Origin of the sequence: Mycobacterium sp. 852013-50091_SCH5140682 (assembly GCF_001665685.1) — a bacterium.
Lineage (GTDB): Bacteria > Actinomycetota > Actinomycetes > Mycobacteriales > Mycobacteriaceae > Mycobacterium.
Genome location: NZ_LZTB01000046.1, coordinates 46,203 through 66,989, shown reverse-complemented (window position 1 = coordinate 66,989; position 20,787 = coordinate 46,203). Strand labels below are relative to the sequence as shown.

Genomic DNA, 20,787 nt, shown 5'->3' with positions numbered 1-20,787 from the left:
CTCCTGACTGAGACCGCAATACCGGTGGGCGCCAACGACGTCGGACGCTGCCAGCCGCGCGACACCAGCCCGCCCACCACCGCGAAGGTCGACGAGACGTTGATGATCGCCGATCCGGGCATCAGGTGCGGTATCGCCTCGCGCGCCAGCCGAAACGGTGCCCGCAGCATCAAACCGAGGAAGTAGTCGAGGGTTTCGTCGTCGGTCTCGTGCAGCGGTTTGGGACTGCCGACCCCGGCGTTGTTGATCAGGAAGTCGATCCGGCCCCACCGCGACAATGCGGCTTCGACGATGCGACGTGGCGCGTCGGTGTCGGTCAGATCCACGGCCAGCGTCGCGACCCGCTCGGGGTCGGCGACGGCGGCAGTCAGCTCGGCCAGCCTCGCCGTGTCGCGTCCGGTGCCCAGTACCGCCATACCCGTTTCGGCCAGTTTGACGGCGCAGCCGAAGCCGATGCCGCTGCTGGCCCCGGTGACGATCGCTACCTGCATCTAGGGTTTCCTTCCTGCCAGCAGCGTCGCGCGGATCTCGTGCTTCAACACCTTTCCCGCAGCATTCTTGGGCAGTGCCTCCCAGATCTCCACGCGTTCGGGTGTTTTGAACTTCGCCATGCCGCGTTCGGCGAGCAGTCGCCCCACCGAGGCGACGTCCGGACCGGGACCGCAGGCCGGCACGATGACGGCGCAGGCCCGTTCGCCGGTGCGGGTATCCGGAAGGCCGACGATCGCGATCTCGGCGATGCCCAATTCGCCCACCAGGACGTCCTCCACCTCCTTGGGGGAGATGTTCTCGCCGTTGCGGATGATGAGGTCCTTGGCCCGCCCGGTCACCACGAGATACTCGCGGTCGACCCACTCACCGAGGTCACCGGTACGGAAAAACCCTTCATCGTCGAACATGTTGTCCTCGGGATGCAGGTAGCCGAGGAACATCTGCGGGCCGCGGGCCCGAATCTCGCCGGCCACCAGCCTGATCTCGGCGACACCCGCACGACCGTCGGTGTCGGCGGCGTGGTCGATGTCACCGGCCCGCAGTGAGCCGACCGTGGTCACCGGCACCTCGGTCGAGCCGTACACCCGGGTCACCACGGCTTTGTCGAAATAGCGTGTCGCGCGCCGGATCAACGAGGGCGGCACCGATGCGCCGCCGCAGATGAACACCTTGAGGTCGGGCAGCCGAGTGCCCGCGTGTTCGGCGGCGGCCAGCAGTTGCTCGAGAAACGGTGTGGCGCCTGCCATGTGGGTGCAGCCGTGGTCGGTCATCAACCGGACCCCGCGGTCGGCCTCCCACCTGTCCATGAGTACCGCGGTGCTGCCCAGCAGCAGCGGACATTCGAACGCGTAGATGGATCCGCCGATATGGGCGATGGGGGAGGCCACCAGAAATGTGTCGCCGGGGTTCACCATCCAGTGCACGCGCAGTTGCTCGATCAGTGCGGCGATCGAATCATGGCTGTGGAGAACCCCTTTGGGACGTCCGCTGGTGCCCGACGTGTAGAGGATCATACGAACCGCTTTAGGGTCGAGGATCGGCAGCGGTACGGGTTTACCGCTCGGCAGTTCGGCGTTGTCGCGCAGCATCACGATGTCAGGTGGCGACGCCAGCGTGGCGGACACCCGGGTCAGCATTGCCGCGTAGTCATGGCCGCCGAACTGCCGGGGAATGAAGATCATCCGGCTGTCCGCGTCGTCGAGGAGAAACCGTAGCTCGCGGTCTCGTAGCGAGGGCAGGATCGGGTTGACCACCATGCCCGCCAGCGTGGCGGCCAGGTAGATCACGGCGGCTTCGTGCCAATTCGGCAGCATGAACGAGACGACGCTGCCCGCAGGCAGCCGGCGTGCCATGTGGTACGCCAACTCCGTTGCCCGCGAGTGCAATTGATCGCAGGTGAGCCGGATGTCGCCGTCGATCAGCAGCACCCGGTGCGGGGTGTCGCGGGCTGCGTCGGCCAGAGCGTCGGCCAGCGTCCTCACGGCTGGCCTTTGACCCGCCGCATGGTCATGGAATGCCGGAACCGATCCGACGGGTGGATGTTCACGGTCACCTGCGCGACCTCGCCGTCGGAGGTGGTGTAGGTGCGTAACATCCGCAGGGCGGCGCTGCCCGGGGCAACGTTGAGCGCTGTCGCCAGGTCGGGGGTGACCAGCACGGCCGAGATCTCCTGGTGTACCTCGACGATGCTCACCCCGAACAGGTCCTCGATGAGCGGGAAGATCGGTCCGCTGTGGCGCTGCAGCAGCCTGCCGACCGCGGCGAACGACCGGTTGATGTAGTACTCGGTGCAGCACACGGGCGCGCCGTCGACCTGCCGGTAACCGCGGACGGCGAGGCATTGTTCGCCCACCGCCAGGCCGGTGCGCTCGGCGATGTCGTCATCGATGGTCACCATGGCGTTGGATTCGATGGTGAACTGTGCCCCGGCCGCGAACGCCAGCAGATCGTTGATCGACATCACGTCCTGGGCATAGGAATTCGTCGCGGCGCGGGGCACCACCAGTGTGCCGGCGCGTGGTCGGGAGGACACCAGGTTGTCGTCGCGCAGCCGCCGCAACGCCTCCCGGATGGTGTAGCGACTCACCTCGAAGCGTTCGCACAGTTCGTGTTCGGTGGGTAGCTGCGAACCGACGGGGTAGACGCCGTCGACGATCTCTTTGCGCAGTGTGCGCGCCACCTGCAGATAGCGGTGCTCGGTGGGGCTTATCGTCATGAGGGTGCCCGTCGCAGGGCGAGCACGCTGCCGTCGCCGTCGGCCGAAATATAGAGCGTCCCATCGGTTCCCGCGGTGATTCCGGCGAACGGGCCCTGCGGTCCGGAGAACGGCGGCATGCCCTTGAGCGGTTTGGGCACCACACCCGGTGGCGGGCCGACGGGTAACCCGGTGGCGATGGTGCGGCGGCGTGCGGTGTCGAAGTCGTACTCGACGAGCTCCTTGGTCCCGGCGTCGACGATGTAGAGCACGCGGTCGCGAACCAGAATCCCCTGCGGGGTGTCCAGGCCTTCGACCAGCGATACCACCGTTGAGCCGGTCACCTGGACCACGGCGCCCGCGACCGACACCAGCGGTGTGCCGTCGGGCCCGAACGTCACCCCGACCGGGTGGTCGAGCCCGTCGGCCAGCACGTCCACCACGCCCGTCCGGACCGCCAGAAGACGCCCGGCGCCCTGCTCGACCACCACGGGCGTCCCGTCCGATGCCAGGGCCACGCCGTAGGGCTGGTCCACGCCGACAACGATCACGTCGCTCTCGCCTGTGCGCGGTCGGTATCGGGCCACCGTATCGGCTGCTGTGGTGACGACGAATTCGCCTGGGCCGCAGGTGGTCACGCCACGCAAGAAGCCCGGATAGCCCGGTGTGAACAGCATGCCTGCGGTCTGCAGTCCACCGTCGGCGTCCACCCGGTAGAAGAAGGTGCCGTCGGCGATGTAGAGATCGCCATTGGTGTCGAGGGTGAGGTCCAGCGGCCAGTTCAGTCCGCCCGGCAGCAGCGTCGACGTGCCCGAGGGCGTGATTTCGGTGATCTCTCCGGTGAAGTTGGACACGAACAGCCTGCCGTCGACGAAGGTCAGGTTGTCCAGGCCGGGTGAAAGCTGGGCCAGCAGGCGTTGATCGCCGGTGCGTGGGTCGATCCGCAGCACCTGGCCGCTGGCCACCTGCGTGGACACGATGAGTCCCTGCGCGTCGAACTTGACCGCGTCCGGGACGCCGAGATCGGTAGCGACCACCTGTGGTTGGCCGCCGGACGGATCGATGCGCCAGATCTCGTTGGCTCCCATCACCGGGAAGTACAGCAACCCGTCCGGGCCGACCTCCATCGCGTTGGGCGACGGCACGTTGTCCAGTAGTACGCGCGGAGCACCTCCGCTCAGGTCGAACTCCATCAGCCGGCCGCCTTCGCGACATTCGCCGATGAACAGCCTGCCGCGGTCGAAGGTGATGCCGTTGGCCGACGGCACGTCATCGCGGAGCACTCGAGCGGTGCCCGTGCGTTCGAGCACGCTCACGCGGCCGTCCATCACCTCGGTGGCGTACAGGTTCCCGTGCCCGTCGAATGCCACGTCGTCGGGAGCGATGATGTCGCCGCCTGTGGCGCTGACGGTTTCCACGCTCCCGGTGTCGACATCGACTGCGCTGATCTGGCTGCCCGTCACCTGAGCGACGTAGATGCGGCCGTCAGGCCCGGTGCGCAGGCCGTTCGCGCCGAACAGCCGGCTCGGCGCGGTGATGCGCTGCAGCTGCCAGCTCGCGTCTGTTGACGGGGTCGACGGGTACCGCGCATCCGAGCTCACGATGTCGGACGTTAGCAAGGCGTCATAGTCCAGACAATAGGGCTGAATGACGCTCGGATGCCCTTGACGGGCGAATAATGCCTGCGGAATAGTGTTCTCTCATATGAAGAGCATCGTATGTTGTCCGGACAAATAGGTTCCGCTGTGGACAGTCAGCTGAGTTTGGCCGGCCGGGTCGTGGTGGTGTCGGGCGCTGGTGGCGGTGGCATCGGCACCAGCGTCACGCGGCTGGCGGCCGAGGCGGGTGCCACCGTCGTGGCGGTCAGCCGGTCGCGGGACAACCTCGACGCCCATGTCGGTCCCCTGGTCGATCAGGGCCTGAGCGTGCTGCCGGTGGTCGCCGACGCCGCGACCGATGCCGGGATCGCCACCGTGCTCGACGAGGCGCGCCGTGCCGGGGGAATGTTGTACGGCCTGGTCAATGTCGCCGGTGGGGCCGCGCCGCAGACGTGGATGCCTGCGACGCGGGTCACCCGGGCCGACTGGCGCGAATTGTTCACGGCGAACCTCGAAACCATGTTCTTCATGAGCCAGGCCGTCGCAGCGGAGATCCGCGCACGGGGCAACGCAGGTTCGATCGTCTCGGTGTCGTCGATCAGCGGGATGAACACCGCGCCGTACCACATTGCGTACGGCACCGCGAAGGCCGCGATTGTCGCAGCCACGCGGACCATGGCCGCCGAACTCGCCGCCGACGGTATCCGAGTCAATGCCGTCGCACCCGGTGTCACCGAAACCGCTGCCTCGGCAACATATGTCGACACCGATCCGGACCGGGACCGCCGCGCCATCGCGATGGGCAGACGCGGCACGCCCGAGGAACAGGCCGGCGCGATCCTGTTTCTGCTGTCGGATCTGTCGAGCTACATCACGGGCCAGACCCTGCTGGTCGACGGCGGGCTCAACCTGCGCTGGACGCATCTCGGCCCCGACAACACCTCGCTGTTCCTGAAGGACGACGACTTTCGCGCGGCCATGAGGAGGCATCAGTGACAGAAGAACTATCCAGCCCCATGACCATCGGCGTGGACGCCTACCTCTCACCGGACTACGCACGTGCCGAACGAGATCGGTTGTGGCGCAGGGTGTGGCAGCAGGTCGGCCGCGTCGAGGACCTGCCCGAAGTCGGCAGCTACCTCACCTACGACATCCTCGATGACTCGATCATCGTCGTGCGTACCGGCTCCGACGAATTCGCCGCCCACCACAACGTGTGCATGCATCGTGGCCGGCGGCTGATCGACACCCCGAAGGGCGCCAAGAACGCCTGTGCCCGCACCCGCAAGTCGTTCGTCTGCGGATTCCACGGCTGGACCTACGATCTGGGCGGGGCCTGCACCCACATCCGCGAACAGGACGACTGGCAGGGCGCGCTGACCCCGGAGAACACCCGGCTGAGCCGTGTCCATGTGGACACCTGGGGCGGCTGGCTGTTCATCAACATGGACCCGGACCCGGAACCGTTGGCGGACTTCCTCTTTCCCGCCGCCAAGATCCTCGACCCGTTCGGTCTGGAGAACATGCGCTACAAGTGGCGCAAATGGCTGAACTTCGACTGCAACTGGAAAGTCGCGATGGAAGCCTTCAACGAGACCTACCACGTGTTCACCACACATCCGGAGTTCAACAAGTTCGGCGAATTCAAAGGCTGGGCGAAAGCGCAGGGCCGCCACTCCAATATCGGCTACGACGCCCCGGATGATCTGGAGGAGACCAAGTCCAAGATTCGGCTCGGCACCGGGGACCCCCGGATCTCGACGGCCGAAATGCAGGTCTACACCATGGAAGAGACCAACGCGACCACCACGCAGACCCTGGTCAACGCCGCCAAGCGCCTCGTCGACGAACTGCCCGAGGGCACCCCGGCCGACAAGGTGCTCGAGCACTGGCTGACCTCGGCCCGGCGCGATGACGAGGCGCGCGGCGTGACCTGGCCGACCATCCCGCCGGACATCCTCGGCCAGAGCGGTACCGCGTGGCAGCTCTTCCCCAACTTCCAGATCGGGCAGGGTCTCACCAGCGCCCTGTGCTACAGCGCCCGGCCCGATCCGGGCTACAACCCCGACAAGTGCATCTTCGAGGTGAGCGTGTTCGAGCTGTACCCCAAAGGTCAAGAACCCCAGACCGAATGGGTGTACACCCCGGCCGACAGCCCGAACTGGCGCTCGGTGCTACCACAGGACTTCTCGAACATGGCCGCGGTCCAGCAGGGGATGAAGTCCGCCGGATTCCCGGGCACCAAGCCGAATCCGTACCGCGAACGCAGCACCGTCAACCTGCACTACCAACTTTCCAAGTACATGGGCACCGGAGAGCCCCAGAACCTCGCGTGATTTGTGTGCATCCACCGGCGCTCACCGCCGCCAAACGCACACAAATCGCGCAGTAAGGAGCCGTAATGAAAGTTAATTTGGGTACCGGGGCGCAGAACTCCCACGATTGGGAACGCGTGCTCGCCGGCGACTTCACCCGTCCGCCCGTCACGCCGGACTACAAGTGTGTGCAGGCGGCTCTGGCCCTCGGCGATCTCGCCGAACCGCTGGGCTTTGACGGGATCTGGTTCCCCGAGCACCACGGCACGCCATATGGCATGACGCCCAACCCCATTCAGGCGCTCACCTACTTCGCCGGGCGCACCGAACGGGTCAGCCTTGGCACGTTCGTCGCGGTGGTCCCGTGGTGGAACCCGATCCGGCTGGCGACCCAGATCGCGTACCTCGACATCGTCTCCAACGGCCGCTACACCACCATCGGCCTCGGCCGGGGTGTATCCAAGGCTGAGTTCGCCGCGGTCGGCGTCCCGCGCGAGGAGAGCCGCGACCGGTTCAACGAGACGCTGGACATCCTCAAGCTCGCGTTCTCCGGTGAGCGGTTCTCCTACGACGGCAAGATCTTCTCGTTCCCGGAGATGTCGTTGCGGCCTGAGCCGATCAGCACCGACCTGTTCGACCGCATCTACAGCTCGTCCTCTACCGCGGAGTCGCTCGAGATCCTGTCTCGCCGCGGCATGGTGCCGCTGTTCGTCGGCAACAAGCCGATCACCGACGCCGGCGAGGAGGTCCGCAAGGTCAACACCTTCCGTGCCGAGGAAGGTCTCGGGCCGTGCCAACCGAAGAACGTGATGTTCATGTATTGCGTGCCATCCGAAGCCCAGGCTCAAGACACCGCAGAGTGGATCTGGACCGCCAACCGAGACGTCAACGTCCACTACGGCTTTGCCGACGCGTCGAACTTCGAGGGCGTCAAGGGGTATGAGGCCTACGCCGCCCGCGAGGCGAGTGCCACCGCCCTGCTGGCATCGGAGGTCGGCAATCAGAAGAAGGGCGGCCCACCCGGATACCACGCCTCGAACCTGCTGATCGGCACGCCCGAGACGGTGTTCGACAAGCTCAAGGCCGCGCAGGAGGCGTGCTCGTTCTGCGAGGTCACCATCGTGCCGCAGTTCGGCACCATGCCGTACGAGAAGGCCTACGACAGCGTCCGGCTGTTCGCCGAAGAGGTGCTGCCCGCCGTGCACGACATGGACGCCCCGCTGCACGCCGCCGCGCTGCCGGAGAAGGCCAACGTATGACCGACGAGTGCGGGCCCACCGACACCCCCACCGACATCGACATCGAGGCGCTACGCGAGAAGTACCGCGTCGAGCGCGAGAAGCGGTTGCGCACAGAGGGTTCCCGGCAGTATGTGCAGACCGGAGAGCAGTTCTCCGCGTTTGGCGAGGTCGACCCGCACACCCCGTACGTCGAGCGGGACTCTGTCGATGTCGACATCGACGTGGCCGTGCTCGGTGGCGGCTTCGCCGGTCTGCTCACCGGTGCGTATTTGAAGAAGGCCGGCGTCGAGGACGTGCACATCATCGAGATGGGCGGAGACTTCGGCGGGGTCTGGTACTGGAACCGCTATCCGGGCATCCAGTGCGACAACGAATCCTACTGCTATATACCGCTTCTCGAAGAGCTCGACTTCATGCCGAGCAAGAAGTTCGCCGACGGTGCGGAGATCTGGCAGCACTGCCGCAACATCGGCAAGCACTACGGCCTCTACGACGGCGCCATCTTCTCGACCCAGGTCAAGGGCTTGACGTGGGAGGACGACATCCAGCGGTGGCGGATCAGCACCAACCGTGGCGACGATATCCGGGCCCGGTTCGTGGTGATGGCCTCCGGATCCTTCAATCGGCCCAAGCTGCCGGGTATCCCGGGCATCAGAGACTTCGCCGGGCACATGTTCCACTCGTCGCGCTGGGACTACGACTACACCGGAGGCGACAGCTCGGGCGGACTAAACAAGCTGGCCGACAAGAAGGTCGCACTGATCGGCACCGGCGCCACCGGGGTGCAGCTGGTGCCGTACCTCGGGCGAGATGCTCAGCACCTGTACGTGTTCCAACGCACACCATCGACCGTGGACGTACGCAACAACACCGCGACCGACCCCGAGTGGGTCAAGACGCTGCAGCCGGGCTGGCAGAAGGAACGCCAACGCAACTTCCACGCCTGGACTTTCGAAGGCATGGCGTTGGGGCAGCCGGACCTGGTGTGCGACTTCTGGACCGAGCTGGGGCGCAACACCGCAGCGCGGGTGCTGGCCCTGCCGGACCCGGCGGCGATGACCCCCGAGCAGTTCATGGGTCTGCGCGAAGAAGAGGACTACAAGGTCATGGAGCGGCTGCGCCGCCGGGTCGAGGCGCTCGTCGACGATCCCGACACCGCCGAAGCCCTCAAGCCGTACTACCGGTTCCTGTGCAAGAGGCCCTGTTCCAACGACGACTATCTGCCGACCTTCAACCGGCCCAATGTCACCCTGGTCGACGTGTCCGAAGTCAAAGGCGTGGAACGGATCACCGCCACGGGCATCGTCGCCAACGGCCGCGAATACGAAGTCGACTGCATCATCTTCGCCAGCGGCTTCGAGATCACCACCGAGATCAGCAGACGCTACTCCATCGACACCATCACAGGTCGTGACGGCCTGTCGCTGTACGACGCGTGGGCCGATGGCTACGAGACCCTGCACGGCATGACCAGCCGCGGATTCCCCAACCAGTTCTTCACCGGGTTCACCCAGGTCGGTATCTCGGCCAACATCGCGGCCAATTACGAACTGCAGGGCGAACATATCGCCTACGTGATCGCCGAGGCGCTCAGCCGGGGCATCACCACCGTCGAGCCCAGCCGGCACGCCCAGGACGGCTGGTGCCGAACCATCAAGGAGTCCTACATCGATACCTCGGCATTCGACGCCGAATGCACGCCCGGCTACTACAACAACGAAGGTGGCGGGGTTGGAAAGGACGCGGAGGGGATTCGATCTCATTTAGGCGAGCCGTACGGTCCGGGCTTCTACGCGTTCGGGGACCTGCTCAAGGCATGGCGGGACCAGGGCGACTTGGAAGGCCTGGAAACCACGTGACGCTGCGCTTCGACGAGCGCGTCGCCGTCATCACGGGAGCCGGCCGAGGCCTTGGCCGCGCGTACGCGCTGCTGTTGGCGGCGCGGGGAGCGAAGGTGGTGGTCAACGATCCCGGCGGCAGCCTCACCGGGGACGGCGACGATCCCGGCCCCGCACACGCGGTGGTCGACGAAATCCGCGCGGCGGGTGGACAAGCCGTCGCCAATGTCGACACGGTCGCGACGCCGGTTGGCGGCCGGGCCGTCATCGACGCCGCGCGGGAAACCTACGGCCGCATCGACATCCTCATCCACAACGCAGGCATCGTGCGACGCGGCTCGCTCAAGGACATGACGTACGAGGATTTCGACGCCGTGCTCGACGTTCACCTGCGGGGCGCCTTTCATGTGGTGCGGCCGGCGTTTCCGCTGATGTGCGACGCCGGATACGGCCGGGTCGTCTTGACCAGTTCGATCGGCGGCCTGTACGGCAACCACGGCGTGGCCAACTACGCGGCGGCCAAGGCGGGCATCCTCGGGCTGTGCAACGTCGTCGCGCTGGAAGGAGCAGCGGAGGGCGTCACGTGCAACGCCATCGTGCCCGGTGCTGTGACGCGCATGGCCGAAGGCCTCGACACGTCGGCCTACCCACCCATGGGGGCGGAGCTGGTGGCACCCGTGGTCGGCTGGCTGGCGCACGAAACCTGCACTGTCACCGGAGAAGTGTTCGTCGCGATCGCCGGACGCGTGGCCCGTGCGATCGTGTCGGAGACGCCGGGGGTCTATCGTCCGGAGTGGACCATCGAGGAGGTCGGCGAGCATCTGGAGGCCATCCGCGACGTGAGCCGTCCGGTGACGTTCCCTGTGGTCCCCGATGGCCATGCCGACCATATCCGTTACAGCTTTTCCGCGGCCGCGAGGAGCACTCAGGCTGGGGTAGCACATGCCTGACGGACCTTTGCATGGCGTACGGGTCGTGGACCTCACGGCGATGGTCATGGGCCCGTACTGCACGCAGATCATGGCCGATATGGGCGCTGACGTGATCAAAGTCGAACCGCCACAAGGCGACAACACGCGTTATATCTCGGTGGGACCGGCGCCGGGCATGAGCGGCGTGTTCGCGAACGTCAACCGCGGCAAGCGGGGTATCGTGCTGGATCTGCAGGCCGGTGCGGATCGGGAAGCGTTGCGCGCGTTGATCGCAACCGCCGACGTGTTCATTCATTCGATGCGGGCCAAGGCGATCGCCAAGCTCGGCTTCGGGTACGACGACGTCGCGGCGATCAACCCGGCGATCGTCTACACCAACTGCTACGGTTACGGCCGGCGTGGGCCGGATGCCGATCGCCCCGCGTACGACGACACCATCCAGGCCGAATGCGGATTGCCCGCAGTGCAAGAGCAATTGACCGGCGAGGCCAGCTATGTCGGCACCATCATGGCCGACAAGGTCGCGGGCCTGACCGCGCTGTACGCCACGATGATGGCGCTGTTCCACCGCGAGCGCACCGGCGAGGGGCAGGAGGTCGAGGTCAGCATGTTCGAGACCATGGCCTCGTTCATGCTCGTCGAGCACGCCAACGGCGCGATGTTCGATCCGCCGCTGAGCCCCGCCGTCTACCCGCGCGCGGTCGCGCCCAATCGCAAACCCTACGAGACCAAGGACGGTCAGATCGCGGCGCTGATCTACAACGACAAGCACTGGACCGCGTTCATCGAGCGCGTGCAGCCTGCCTGGAACGGACCACAATTCGCGACGCTCGAGCAACGGGCACACCAGATCGACACCGTGTACGGCCTGTTGGCGCAGACCCTGAAGGAACGCACCACCGACGAATGGCTGCAGCTGTTTCGGGAGCTGGAGATACCTGCTGCGGCGGTGCACACGCCGGACGCGTTGTTCGACAACCCGCACCTCAATGCGGTCGGCCTGTTCGAGACCGTCGCCACTGCGCACGGGCCCGTGCGGTTTCCCGGCGTGCCGACGTGGTTTTCCCGCACGCCCGGCCGCATCAAGGGATTCGCACCAGAACTCGGTGCCGACACCGCCGCGGTCCTCGCCGAGCTCGGTGTCGACGAGAAGACCGCTTAGAAAGACGACCAATGGATTTCGATTTTGGCGCGGCGGCCACCACACTGCGCTGCGAGCTACGCGGGCTCATCGCCGACCAGATGCCCGCCGACTTCCTCGGCGCGTTCACCGACGATCCCGCCGACCTCGACGCGGCCCAGCGGTTCTGCCGAACCCTGGCGCAGCGGCATCTGCTGTGCATGTCGTGGCCCGAGGAATTCGGTGGCGGTGACTCCTCGGTGTGGGAGCAGACCGTGGTGCGCGAGGAGATGTGGGCCCATCATGAACCCCGCGGCGCGCAGTACATGGGTGTCAACTGGGTGGGGCCCATCATCATGCGGCACGGCACGCCCGAGCAGCAACGCAAACATCTTCCGCCCATCGCGAACGGCGAAGTGATCTGGTGCCAAGGCTTTTCCGAACCGGAGGCCGGCTCCGACCTGGCGTCGCTACGGACCTCGGCGCGCCGCGACGACGACGGCTGGCGCATCAACGGGCAGAAGATCTGGACGTCGTACGCCACCATGGCGCAATGGTGCTTCCTGCTGGCCCGCACCTCGAAGGGCGAGAAGAGACAGCACGGCTTGACCATCTTCCTGGTGCCCATGGCGGATCCGGCCATCACTGTGCGGCCCATCCGCACCATGATGGGCCCACACCATCTCAACGAGGTGTTCTTCGACGAGCTCAAGGTCACCGACGCCGACATTCTCGGCACCGTGGACGAGGGCTGGTCGATCGTGCAGGACGTGATGTCGTTCGAACGCGTCGGTATCGCGCGCTATGCCCGCTGTGAGAAACTCCTGCAGGCCGCGCCCACAGTGCTGGGCGATGCCTGGGATGATCTGCCCGCCGAACTGCGGGGGCGATGGACCCGCATGCTCACGCACTGCAGAAGAGCCCGGTTGATGGCTTACCGCGTGGTGTCGCTGCAGAGCACCGGACGCGTCAAACCCGCTGACACGGCGGCCTATCGGATCGCCGTGACCAAGCTGGATCAGGACAGCGCGGAGGTGCTCATGGAGATCGTCGCGACGCTACCGCGGGGTGGCAACGGCGAGCACTTCCGACAAGAAGTCGAAGACCACTGGCGCTACGCGCAGGCGTCCACGGTGTCCTCCGGCAGCATCGAGATGCAGCGCATCCTGTTGTCCCGGGCCGTGCTGGCGGAGGCCAGACCGTGATTCTCGATCTCAGCGACGACGCCAAAGAGTTTGGCCGGCAAGCCCTTCGAGCGTTCGAGGCGGCCGGTGGGGATCAGTTGCTGCAACAAGCGGAAGCCAAGCCCGACACCCGCGAAGCGTTGGTGGCGCCTGTGCTCGACGGTCTCGGGGCGTGGGACCTCGAACCCCGCAGCGATACCGATGCGCTGGAGGCGGCCGCGGCACTGTGCCGCAGCGCCGGATATTGGGCGTTGCCGTACCCGGTGGCCGAACGGCTGGCCGGCGTGCTCGTCGTCTCGCATACTGCGCCTCAAGGGCCGCTCGCCGGGCTCGACCATGATTGGGTCGCAGCAACAGTGGATGGCCGGCGCAGCCGAGTTACCCGACGGGGTGCGATCGGTCCGGCCTTCACGACGGCGTTGGAGCTCACCGATGACGACGGCACCGCCGATGTCGCTCTTGGTCTGGTGCTGCCGTGCTGGACGCTGCTCGGCATGCTCGACCGCGCGATCGATCTGACGATCGCACATGTGCGCCTGCGCAAGCAGTTCGGGCAGACGCTCTCATCGTTCCAGGGCGTGCAGTTCCAGTTGACCGACGCCGAGGTCGAGCGCAGTGGCGTCGACATTCTGGCCAAATACGCGCTGTGGAGCGTGGCCACGTCCGGCACCGAAACCGCGATCAACGACGCGTTGGCGCTGCGGCTCGCCGCCATCGAGGCGGCTGAGGTGGTGTTGCGCGTATGCCATCAACTGCACGGCGCGGTCGGTTTCTGTGATGAGACCACGCTGTCATGGCTGTCGCGGTACAGCCAGCCGTTGCGCCGCATGCCGTTCGGGCTGTCCCAGACCCGCGACATCCTGACGCACCGTCTCGGCAGGCGCGGGCTCATCGGGCTGTTCTCGTGACCGAACTCGACGAATACCGCGCAACCGTGCGCGACTGGTGCGCACAGCACATTCCCGCAGAGTGGCGTGCGGCCCAAACCGGCGTCAGCGACGACGAATTCGTCTCATTCCAGAAGTCGTGGTTCGCCGAACTTCACAGCGCCGGTTATGCGGTTCCCCATTGGCCGGCGCAGTGGGGCGGCGGTGCCTCGGTGCCTCAGCAGATCGTGCTGTACCAGGAGCTCGCCGCGCACGACGCACCACGGCTGGTGCTCGCATTCGTCGGTATCCACCACGCCGCGTCGACGCTGCTTGCCGCGGGAACCGACGCACAACGCCGCCGCCACCTGCCGGCGATCCTCGACGGGGAGATCTGGGTGCAGGGCTTCTCCGAGCCCGAGGCCGGATCTGACCTGGCGGCGTTGCGGACGAGCGCGCGGCAGGCGGGCGACACGTTCGTCGTCAACGGGCAGAAGCTCTGGGCCAGCGGCGCGATGCATGCGGACTGGTGCCTGCTGCTGGCCCGCACCGAACCGAATGTGACTAAACGGCAGGGCATCTCGTATTTCTTGATGGATATGACCACGCCGGGCATCGACGTCAGGCCGATCCGTAATGCGGTCGGCGAGTCGCACTTCTGCGAGATCTTCCTCAATGACGTCGAAATCCCCGCCGCCAATATGGTCGGTGCGGTCAACCACGGCTGGCAAGTCGCCCAGGCCACCCTGGGGGCCGAGCGTGGCATGACGATGCTTGAGCTGGCCGAGCGGCTGAGCAATGCGGGCTTCCGGTGGCTCGTGCAGGCGTGCGCACCGGTCGACGACAGTGTGGTCGCGGATCGCTTGGCGCAGTTCGAGATCGAACTCGCGGGCCTGCGTGCGCTGTGCCGGGATCTGGTGCAACGCAGCGAGACGGGGCACACCGGCCCGGCCGACGCGTCGATCGTCAAGCTCTACTACAGCGAACTGCTGCAACGCATGACCGGCTTCGGCGCTGAGGTCGCCGGGCTACCGGGCCAGACCGTGCTGACCAAACCGGCATCCAGCGGCTGGGAGTCCGGCAACTGGATGCTCGACTTCATCGGATCGTGGGAATGGACCATCCCGGGTGGCGCCAGCGAGATCCAGCGCACGATCATCGGCGAGCGGGGATTGGGGCTGCCCCGATGAGTTTCCCGGAGCTGCACGACCAATTGCGTTCGGTGGCACAAGATCTCCTCGCCAAAGACACCGACTGGCCACTGCTCGCGCAGGCCGGCTGGGTCGGGTTGGACGTACCCGAAGAGTTCGGCGGTGCCGGGGCTACCCTCGCCGAGGTCGCGGTGATCGCCGAGGAAATCGGCCGGGCCGCCGCGAGCACCTCCTATCTGGGCGGTGCGGTGCTGGGTATCGGCGCCTTGCTTGCTGTGCGGGCAGGCGAGTCCCGCGACCGACTGCTGCGCGACGTGACCGCGGGCACCGTCAGAGTCGCGCTCGCGTTGTCCGCCGAGCAATCACCGCAGGAATTCGAACTTGCCGGCCGCATTCACGGGCACGCCACGTTCGTACCGGATGTGACTGTGGCACACCGTGTTCTGCTGCCCGCGAGAGACCCGGCCGGTGAGCCGGTGCTCATCGACGTCGCGTCGGATGCCGCCGGTCTGCACATCGAGCATCAGCCGGTGCTCGACGCGACCCGCCAGATGTGCGCCGTGACGGCCGGCGGCGTCGAGGCGGACGCTGCCGCGGTGTGGCGGTTCGACGGGGATCCGCACGCGCGGCTACAGGCCTTGAGAGACCGCGCAGCCGTGGCCGTGGCATGCGACAGCCTCGGCATAGCGCAGGCCATGCTCGACGCGACGGTGTCCTACGTCAGGGTGCGTCACCAATTCGGCCAACCGGTCGGCGCGTTCCAGGCCGTCAAGCACGCCTGTGCCGACATGCTGGTGCGAATTTCGGTGGCGCGGCGACTGGTGGCATCCGCGGTCAACGATCCCAACGAGATCACAGCGGCCATGGCCAAGGCCTACGCCTGCGATACCGCGGTCGAGGTCGCGGGTAAGGCCATGCAACTGCACGGCGGCATCGGCTACACGTGGGAGAGTGGCGTGCACGTCTACCTCAAACGTGCCGCACTCAACCGCTCGCTGTTCGGCTCCTCGGCAGCGCATCGGGCCCGGCTCGCGGAGCGCTACCAGTAGGGTGCGGCTGTGCAGAAGCGACACCCGGGGTTCGCGACCAAGGTCACCCGCGAGTTGGCCGAAGCCACCCTGCCCGACGTCGAGACGCTGATCGATCGGCTGCTGTCGGCGATCTTCACCGACAACCCCGAATGGACCGATTACGCCAGCGTCCCCCGCGACGACCTGCGAGACGGCTGCCGGGACTACCTCACCCGCGTCCTGGAGCTGCTCAGCGGCAGGCTCGGCGAGCTCGACCATGCCGACGAGGTGGTTGGCGCGATCGCTCGGCACCGCGCCGAACAGGGCGTCCCGCTGGAGGTCATGCTCCGGACGTTCCGGCTCGGCGGCCGCATCGTCTGGCAGGCGCTTCTGGAGCGCGCCGAGGACACCGGTGTCGCACCCAACGACGTGCTCGATGCGGGCACCGCGACGTGGACGGTGATCGACGAGCTGTCTTCGGCACTGTCGACGTCCTACCGGGACAGCGAGCAGGAGCGGGTGCGTCACGATGAGCAGCGCCGCAACGCCCTGATCGAGGATCTGCTCGGTCGGCGCGCAGGCGACGTCGGCTTCGCCGCGCGGGTGGCGCGCGAGCTGGAACTGCCCGCCAAGGGCGGCTACCTGGTGATAGTGGCCGATGTCAGGACCGATGGCAGCCCGGCGCTCGCCAGCCCACGGACCACGCTCGACGGGCTCGGCTTCCGATCGGTGTGGCAGACCAAGGTCGACACGCGCATCGGCGTGGTGGCGCTGGAGCAGCGCGACGCCGACGGCGTGATCGCCCGTCTGCGGCCGCTGGCCCGGGGACGTGCCGCGGTCTCGCCCGCGGTATCGGGGCTCGCTGAGGCCGGCTCCGCCTACACCCTCGCGCAGATCGCGTTGAGCATGGTGCCGCCGAACGCGACAGAGTTGGTGTCGTTCGGTGACCACTATCCCGAGGCCCTGCTCGTGCGCTCGCCCGACCTCGCCCAGCGACTCGTCACTCGCAATCTCGGCGGTGTCCTGGACCGCCCGGCCCGCGAACGCGACGTCCTGCTCGAGACGCTCATCGTTTGGCTGGAAGAGGACCGGTCGACGGCCAACGCGGCCGTCCGGTTGCACTGCCACCGCAACACCGTGCTCAACCGGCTGAACCGGATCACCGAACTGATCGGCAGGCCGCTGCACGGCCGGGCCGCATACGTCGAGCTCTCCCTCGCGCTGTCCGCGCTCGACCTGCCCCAGATTGGGCACTCTGCCCAATCTGGGTGATCCAACGCTGGGCCGACGCGTATGGTGGCGGCGCTCACACGGCAGCAGACTCAACTGCGTGCGTGAGTTCGATCTTCTGGTGATCGGTGGCGGCCCCGGTGGCTATGTCGCGGCGATCCGCGCGGCCCAACACGGCCTCTCGGTGGGCCTGGTGGAAAAAGAGCGCCCCGGCGGTGTGTGCCTCAACTGGGGCTGCATCCCCACCAAGGCCATGCTGCGGTCGGCCGAGGTGCTGCAGACCGTGCGCGACGCCGCCGAGTACGGAATACGCGCCGAGAACGTGGGTTTCGACTATGCCGCCGTGCGCAGGCGCATGGCAGACGTCGTCACCGGCCTGACCGACGGCGTGGCCGGCCTGCTGAAAGCCAACGGCGTCACCGTGATTGAGGGTCACGCTCGATTCACCGGGCCTACCACCGTCGAGATCTGCGAGGTCGCCTCAGCGGACGGTCCGCGGTATGCCGCGACGCCAGAGGACGTCGTCGACGGCGCCACCGCGCGCGACGTCATCATCGCGACCGGATCCACCCCCATCCCGCTGCCCATCCCGGGCGCCGACCTGCCGGGCGTGATCACGTCCGACGGCGCGTTCGGCCTCACCGCGGTGCCTGAGCGGATCGTCATCGTGGGCGGTAGCGCAGTCGGCGCTGAATGGGCGAGCCTGTTCGCCGCATTCGGTTCCACGGTGACCGTCGTCGAGATGCGCGATACGCTCGTGCCGGCCGAGGACGCCGATATCGGTGCGGCGCTTGTTCGTTCGTTCAAACAGCGGGGCATCACCGTGCTCACCGGCTCGACGGTCAGCTCGATCGCCCAGACAGCTGCGCTACGAGTGACGGTCGACGGTCCGAAGCCGCAGGAGATCGATGCCGACGTCGTGCTCTTCGGCGTCGGACGCAAACCCAACACCGCCGAACTCGGCCTCGCAGCCACCGGCGTGCACGCTGACGCGCGCGGCTTCATCGCGGTCGACGAGCAACTGCGCACCAACGTCGACCACGTCTACGCGATCGGCGATGTCACCGGCAAGGCGCTGCTGGCTCACGTGGCGTCGCATCAAGGTCTGACCGCAGCTGACGTGCTGGCCGGCCACGACAAGAAAATCGACTACGACATCGTGCCCGCGGCCACCTTCACCCATCCCGAGATCGCCAGTGTCGGCCTCACCGAGGCGCAGGCGAAGGCGGCCGGGCATGATCCCGTGACCGCCAAGTTCCCGTTCGCCGCCCTCGGCCGGGCCCGAACCTTCGGCGACACCGAAGGATTCGTGAAGATCGTGGCCGGCCGCACGTACGGCGAAGTGCTCGGCATGCACATCATCGGGCCCGCGGCCAGCGATCTGATCACCGAAGGCGCACTGGCGATGGCGCTTGAGGCGACGCTCGACGAACTCGCCGACACCATCCACGCGCATCCGACCCTCGGCGAGATCGGTATGGAAGCCGCGCTCGCTGCGCTGGGTCTGCCCGTACACATCACGCCACCGAAGCGCTGAGGAGTTCTGCATGACGGACACGATCGACCGGCCCGCCCTCGCCGGAGAAGACCTCAACACCCTGTGTGCCTACTACCGCCAGATGGTGTTGATCCGGCGCTTCGAGGAGCGGGCCGCGCAGGGCTACACGCAGGCCAAGGTGGGTGGGTACTGCCACCTCAATCTCGGTGAGGAAGCGACGGTGGTGGGCCTCATGGCCGCCCTGCGGCCCACCGACTACCTGTTCACCAACTACCGCGAACACGGTTACGCGATCGCCAAGGGCATCGACCCCAAGCGGGTCATGGCCGAACTGTACGGCCGCAGCACCGGTGTCTCCAAGGGCTGGGGCGGGTCGATGCACATGTATGACACCGAGACTCGGATGCTCGGTGGCTACGGCATTGTGGGAGGCCAACTTCCGCTGGCTGTCGGGGCCGCGCTGGCGATCGACTACCGTGGCGGCGACGACGTGGTGATGTGCCAGATGGGTGACGGCACCACGAATATCGGCGCTTTCCACGAGTCGCTCAACATCGCCGCGCTGTGGCGGCTGCCCGTGGTGTTCGTGGTGATCAACAACAACCTCGGCATGGGCACCACCGTCGAGAAGGCGTCCGCCGAACCCGAGCTGTACAAGCGTGCCGCCGCGTACCGCATGGTCGGGGAGCGCGTCGACGGCACCGATGTGCTCGCGGTGCGCGATACCGCGCGCCGGTTGGTCGAAGCCGCTCGCACCGAAGGCAAACCGGCGCTGCTGGAGGCGGTCAGCCATCGGTTGCGTGGACACTCCGTCGTCGACCCGGCGAAGTACCGCAGCGAAACCGATGTCTCCGCAGCGCAAGACGCGGATCCGTTGACCCTGTTCAAGGCCACCCTGCTGCGGGTGGGCGCGTTCGATGAGGACGGCGCAGCGGCGCTGGAGCACTCGGCACAGGAAGAGGCCGATGCCGCAGTGGCTTACGCCGATGCCAGCCCGCATCCCGATCCCGCCACGCTCTTCGACTACACCTATGCCACCCCGGTACCGGGGGAGTCGCGCCGACTGCCTGCAGACCCGGTGTTCTGAGTCGCATTCTCCGCAAGAAGGGAAATCCTGGTGCCTGTCATCAGTTATCGTGAAGCGCTGCGCGAAACTCTGCGTGAGGAGATGCACCGCGACGACTCGGTGTTCCTGATCGGTGAGGAGATCGGGGTTTTCGAGGGCTCCTACAAGATCACCGCCGGGTTGCTCGCCGAGTTCGGTGAGAAGCGGGTGCGCGATACTCCGATCGCCGAAGAGGGTTTCGTCGGCGCCGCAGTGGGCGCGGCCATGCTCGGGCTGCGGCCCGTCGTCGAGATCATGACGATCAACTTCTCGCTGCTCGCGCTCGATCAGATCGTCAACCACGCCGCCAAGATCTACGGCATGTTCGGCGGCCAGACCAGTGTGCCCATGGTGATCCGCACGCCCGGCGGCGGTGGGCAACAGCTCGGCGCAACGCATTCGCAGAACATCGAGCTCTACTACGCGTTCGTGCCGGGACTCAAGGTCGTCGCGCCGAGCACCCCGGCCGATGCCCGAGCGCTCATGCGTGCCGCGATCCGCGATGACGATCCGGTGCTGTTCCTGGAGAACCTCGCGCTCTACAACACCAAGGGTGAAGTGCCCGCGGACCTGGAGCCCGCCGAGATCGGCAAGGCCGCGGTGCGCCGGGACGGCACCGATATCACCCTCATCGGCTACTCCCGAATGGCCGCTGTGGCAACGCAGGTCGCGCGGCGGCTGCACGACGACGACGGTATCGACGCCGAGGTCATCGACCTGCGCAGCTTGCGTCCGCTCGACCGGGACACCGTGGTGGAGTCGGTCCGCAAGACCGGATGCGCTGTCATCGCCGAAGACGACTGGCTCACCTACGGCATCGGCGCCGAGGTCGCAGCCACTATCTCAGATGGTGCCTTCGACTACCTCGACGCCCCCGTGCGTCGCGTCGCCGCCGCCGAAGTCCCGCTGCCCTATGCCAAACCACTCGAGCAGGCCGCCCTGCCCTCGGCCGAATCTCTCTACGCCGCAGCCCGCGAAACACTGGCCGCCGTCGGCCGGCTCTGATCAGAACT

General features: G+C 66.7%; 18 protein-coding genes. 14 read left to right on the top strand and 4 right to left on the bottom strand.

Features of this window, described 5'->3' with window-relative positions; genetic code table 11:
- The 4 genes from A5784_RS14960 to A5784_RS14945 form a co-directional block, all read right to left on the bottom strand.
- A partial coding sequence (locus A5784_RS14960) for an SDR family NAD(P)-dependent oxidoreductase (RefSeq protein ID WP_156750575.1) occupies positions 1–491 on the bottom strand: 491 nt, incomplete at its 3' end.
- Positions 492–1,973, bottom strand: a complete 1,482-nt coding sequence (locus A5784_RS14955; protein WP_064945695.1) for an AMP-binding protein — start codon at positions 1,971–1,973, stop codon at positions 492–494. It abuts the gene before it with no gap.
- A complete protein-coding gene (locus A5784_RS14950) occupies positions 1,970–2,707 on the bottom strand; it encodes a GntR family transcriptional regulator (RefSeq protein ID WP_064945694.1) in 738 nt (245 codons plus the stop codon). The genes A5784_RS14955 and A5784_RS14950 overlap by 4 nt, the downstream gene beginning before the upstream one ends.
- A complete protein-coding gene (locus A5784_RS14945) occupies positions 2,704–4,290 on the bottom strand; it encodes an SMP-30/gluconolactonase/LRE family protein (protein ID WP_502687516.1) in 1,587 nt (528 codons plus the stop codon). The genes A5784_RS14950 and A5784_RS14945 overlap by 4 nt, the downstream gene beginning before the upstream one ends.
- Positions 4,291–4,431: 141 nt before the next feature.
- On the opposite strand from A5784_RS14945, the gene A5784_RS14940 reads away from it, so the two are divergent.
- The 14 genes from A5784_RS14940 to A5784_RS14875 all read left to right on the top strand — a co-directional run bounded on the left by A5784_RS14940 (position 4,432) and on the right by A5784_RS14875 (position 20,779).
- Positions 4,432–5,280, top strand: a complete 849-nt coding sequence (locus A5784_RS14940) for an SDR family NAD(P)-dependent oxidoreductase (protein ID WP_064945692.1) — start codon at positions 4,432–4,434, stop codon at positions 5,278–5,280.
- A 20-nt stretch (positions 5,281–5,300) separates the two neighbouring features.
- Positions 5,301–6,620, top strand: coding sequence for an aromatic ring-hydroxylating oxygenase subunit alpha (locus A5784_RS14935; RefSeq protein ID WP_064945691.1), 1,320 nt, complete (start codon positions 5,301–5,303; stop codon positions 6,618–6,620).
- A 65-nt stretch (positions 6,621–6,685) separates the two neighbouring features.
- Positions 6,686–7,858 (top strand): LLM class flavin-dependent oxidoreductase, encoded by a 1,173-nt coding sequence (locus A5784_RS14930; RefSeq protein WP_064945690.1) that lies wholly within the window; start codon positions 6,686–6,688, stop codon positions 7,856–7,858.
- The gene (locus A5784_RS14925; protein WP_064945689.1) at positions 7,855–9,699 is read left to right on the top strand and encodes a flavin-containing monooxygenase; all 1,845 of its coding nucleotides are present in this window, start codon (positions 7,855–7,857) and stop codon (positions 9,697–9,699) included. Before A5784_RS14930 ends, A5784_RS14925 begins: the two co-directional genes overlap by 4 nt.
- Positions 9,696–10,628 (top strand): SDR family NAD(P)-dependent oxidoreductase, encoded by a 933-nt coding sequence (locus A5784_RS14920; RefSeq protein WP_232006046.1) that lies wholly within the window; start codon positions 9,696–9,698, stop codon positions 10,626–10,628. Before A5784_RS14925 ends, A5784_RS14920 begins: the two co-directional genes overlap by 4 nt.
- Positions 10,621–11,772: a CaiB/BaiF CoA transferase family protein gene (locus A5784_RS14915; protein ID WP_064945687.1), complete on the top strand. Its 1,152-nt coding sequence runs from the start codon at positions 10,621–10,623 to the stop codon at positions 11,770–11,772. The genes A5784_RS14920 and A5784_RS14915 overlap by 8 nt, the downstream gene beginning before the upstream one ends.
- Before the next feature lie 11 nt (positions 11,773–11,783).
- On the top strand, positions 11,784–12,935 hold the full coding sequence (locus A5784_RS14910) for an acyl-CoA dehydrogenase family protein (RefSeq protein WP_064945686.1): 1,152 nt from the start codon (positions 11,784–11,786) through the stop codon (positions 12,933–12,935).
- The gene (locus tag A5784_RS14905) at positions 12,932–13,822 is read left to right on the top strand and encodes an acyl-CoA dehydrogenase family protein (protein WP_064945685.1); all 891 of its coding nucleotides are present in this window, start codon (positions 12,932–12,934) and stop codon (positions 13,820–13,822) included. The genes A5784_RS14910 and A5784_RS14905 overlap by 4 nt, the downstream gene beginning before the upstream one ends.
- The gene (locus tag A5784_RS14900) at positions 13,819–14,970 is read left to right on the top strand and encodes an acyl-CoA dehydrogenase family protein (protein ID WP_064945684.1); all 1,152 of its coding nucleotides are present in this window, start codon (positions 13,819–13,821) and stop codon (positions 14,968–14,970) included. The genes A5784_RS14905 and A5784_RS14900 overlap by 4 nt, the downstream gene beginning before the upstream one ends.
- A complete protein-coding gene (locus tag A5784_RS14895) occupies positions 14,967–15,980 on the top strand; it encodes an acyl-CoA dehydrogenase family protein (protein ID WP_064945683.1) in 1,014 nt (337 codons plus the stop codon). The genes A5784_RS14900 and A5784_RS14895 overlap by 4 nt, the downstream gene beginning before the upstream one ends.
- A 9-nt stretch (positions 15,981–15,989) precedes the next feature.
- The gene (locus tag A5784_RS14890; protein WP_064945682.1) at positions 15,990–17,213 is read left to right on the top strand and encodes a PucR family transcriptional regulator; all 1,224 of its coding nucleotides are present in this window, start codon (positions 15,990–15,992) and stop codon (positions 17,211–17,213) included.
- Between the two features lie 58 nt (positions 17,214–17,271).
- A complete protein-coding gene (gene lpdA, locus A5784_RS14885; protein ID WP_064945681.1) occupies positions 17,272–18,708 on the top strand; it encodes a dihydrolipoyl dehydrogenase in 1,437 nt (478 codons plus the stop codon).
- Positions 18,709–18,718: 10 nt separating this feature from the next.
- Positions 18,719–19,756: a pyruvate dehydrogenase (acetyl-transferring) E1 component subunit alpha gene (pdhA, locus tag A5784_RS14880; RefSeq protein WP_064945680.1), complete on the top strand. Its 1,038-nt coding sequence runs from the start codon at positions 18,719–18,721 to the stop codon at positions 19,754–19,756.
- A gap of 39 nt (positions 19,757–19,795) precedes the next feature.
- A complete protein-coding gene (locus A5784_RS14875) occupies positions 19,796–20,779 on the top strand; it encodes an alpha-ketoacid dehydrogenase subunit beta (protein WP_197514754.1) in 984 nt (327 codons plus the stop codon).
- Positions 20,780–20,787 lie beyond the last annotated feature (8 nt).

Excerpts from the sequence above, each read along its gene's own strand:
- A5784_RS14915 (WP_064945687.1), top strand. The coding sequence starts at position 10,621 with ATGCCTGACGGACCTTTGCATGGCGTACGGGTCGTGGACCTCACGGCG.
- A5784_RS14950 (WP_064945694.1), bottom strand. The coding sequence starts at position 2,707 with ATGACGATAAGCCCCACCGAGCACCGCTATCTGCAGGTGGCGCGCACA.
- A5784_RS14895 (WP_064945683.1), top strand. The coding sequence starts at position 14,967 with ATGAGTTTCCCGGAGCTGCACGACCAATTGCGTTCGGTGGCACAAGAT.
- A5784_RS14910 (WP_064945686.1), top strand. The coding sequence starts at position 11,784 with ATGGATTTCGATTTTGGCGCGGCGGCCACCACACTGCGCTGCGAGCTA.
- A5784_RS14930 (WP_064945690.1), top strand. The coding sequence starts at position 6,686 with ATGAAAGTTAATTTGGGTACCGGGGCGCAGAACTCCCACGATTGGGAA.
- pdhA (WP_064945680.1), top strand. The coding sequence starts at position 18,719 with ATGACGGACACGATCGACCGGCCCGCCCTCGCCGGAGAAGACCTCAAC.
- A5784_RS14925 (WP_064945689.1), top strand. The coding sequence starts at position 7,855 with ATGACCGACGAGTGCGGGCCCACCGACACCCCCACCGACATCGACATC.
- A5784_RS14935 (WP_064945691.1), top strand. The coding sequence starts at position 5,301 with ATGACCATCGGCGTGGACGCCTACCTCTCACCGGACTACGCACGTGCC.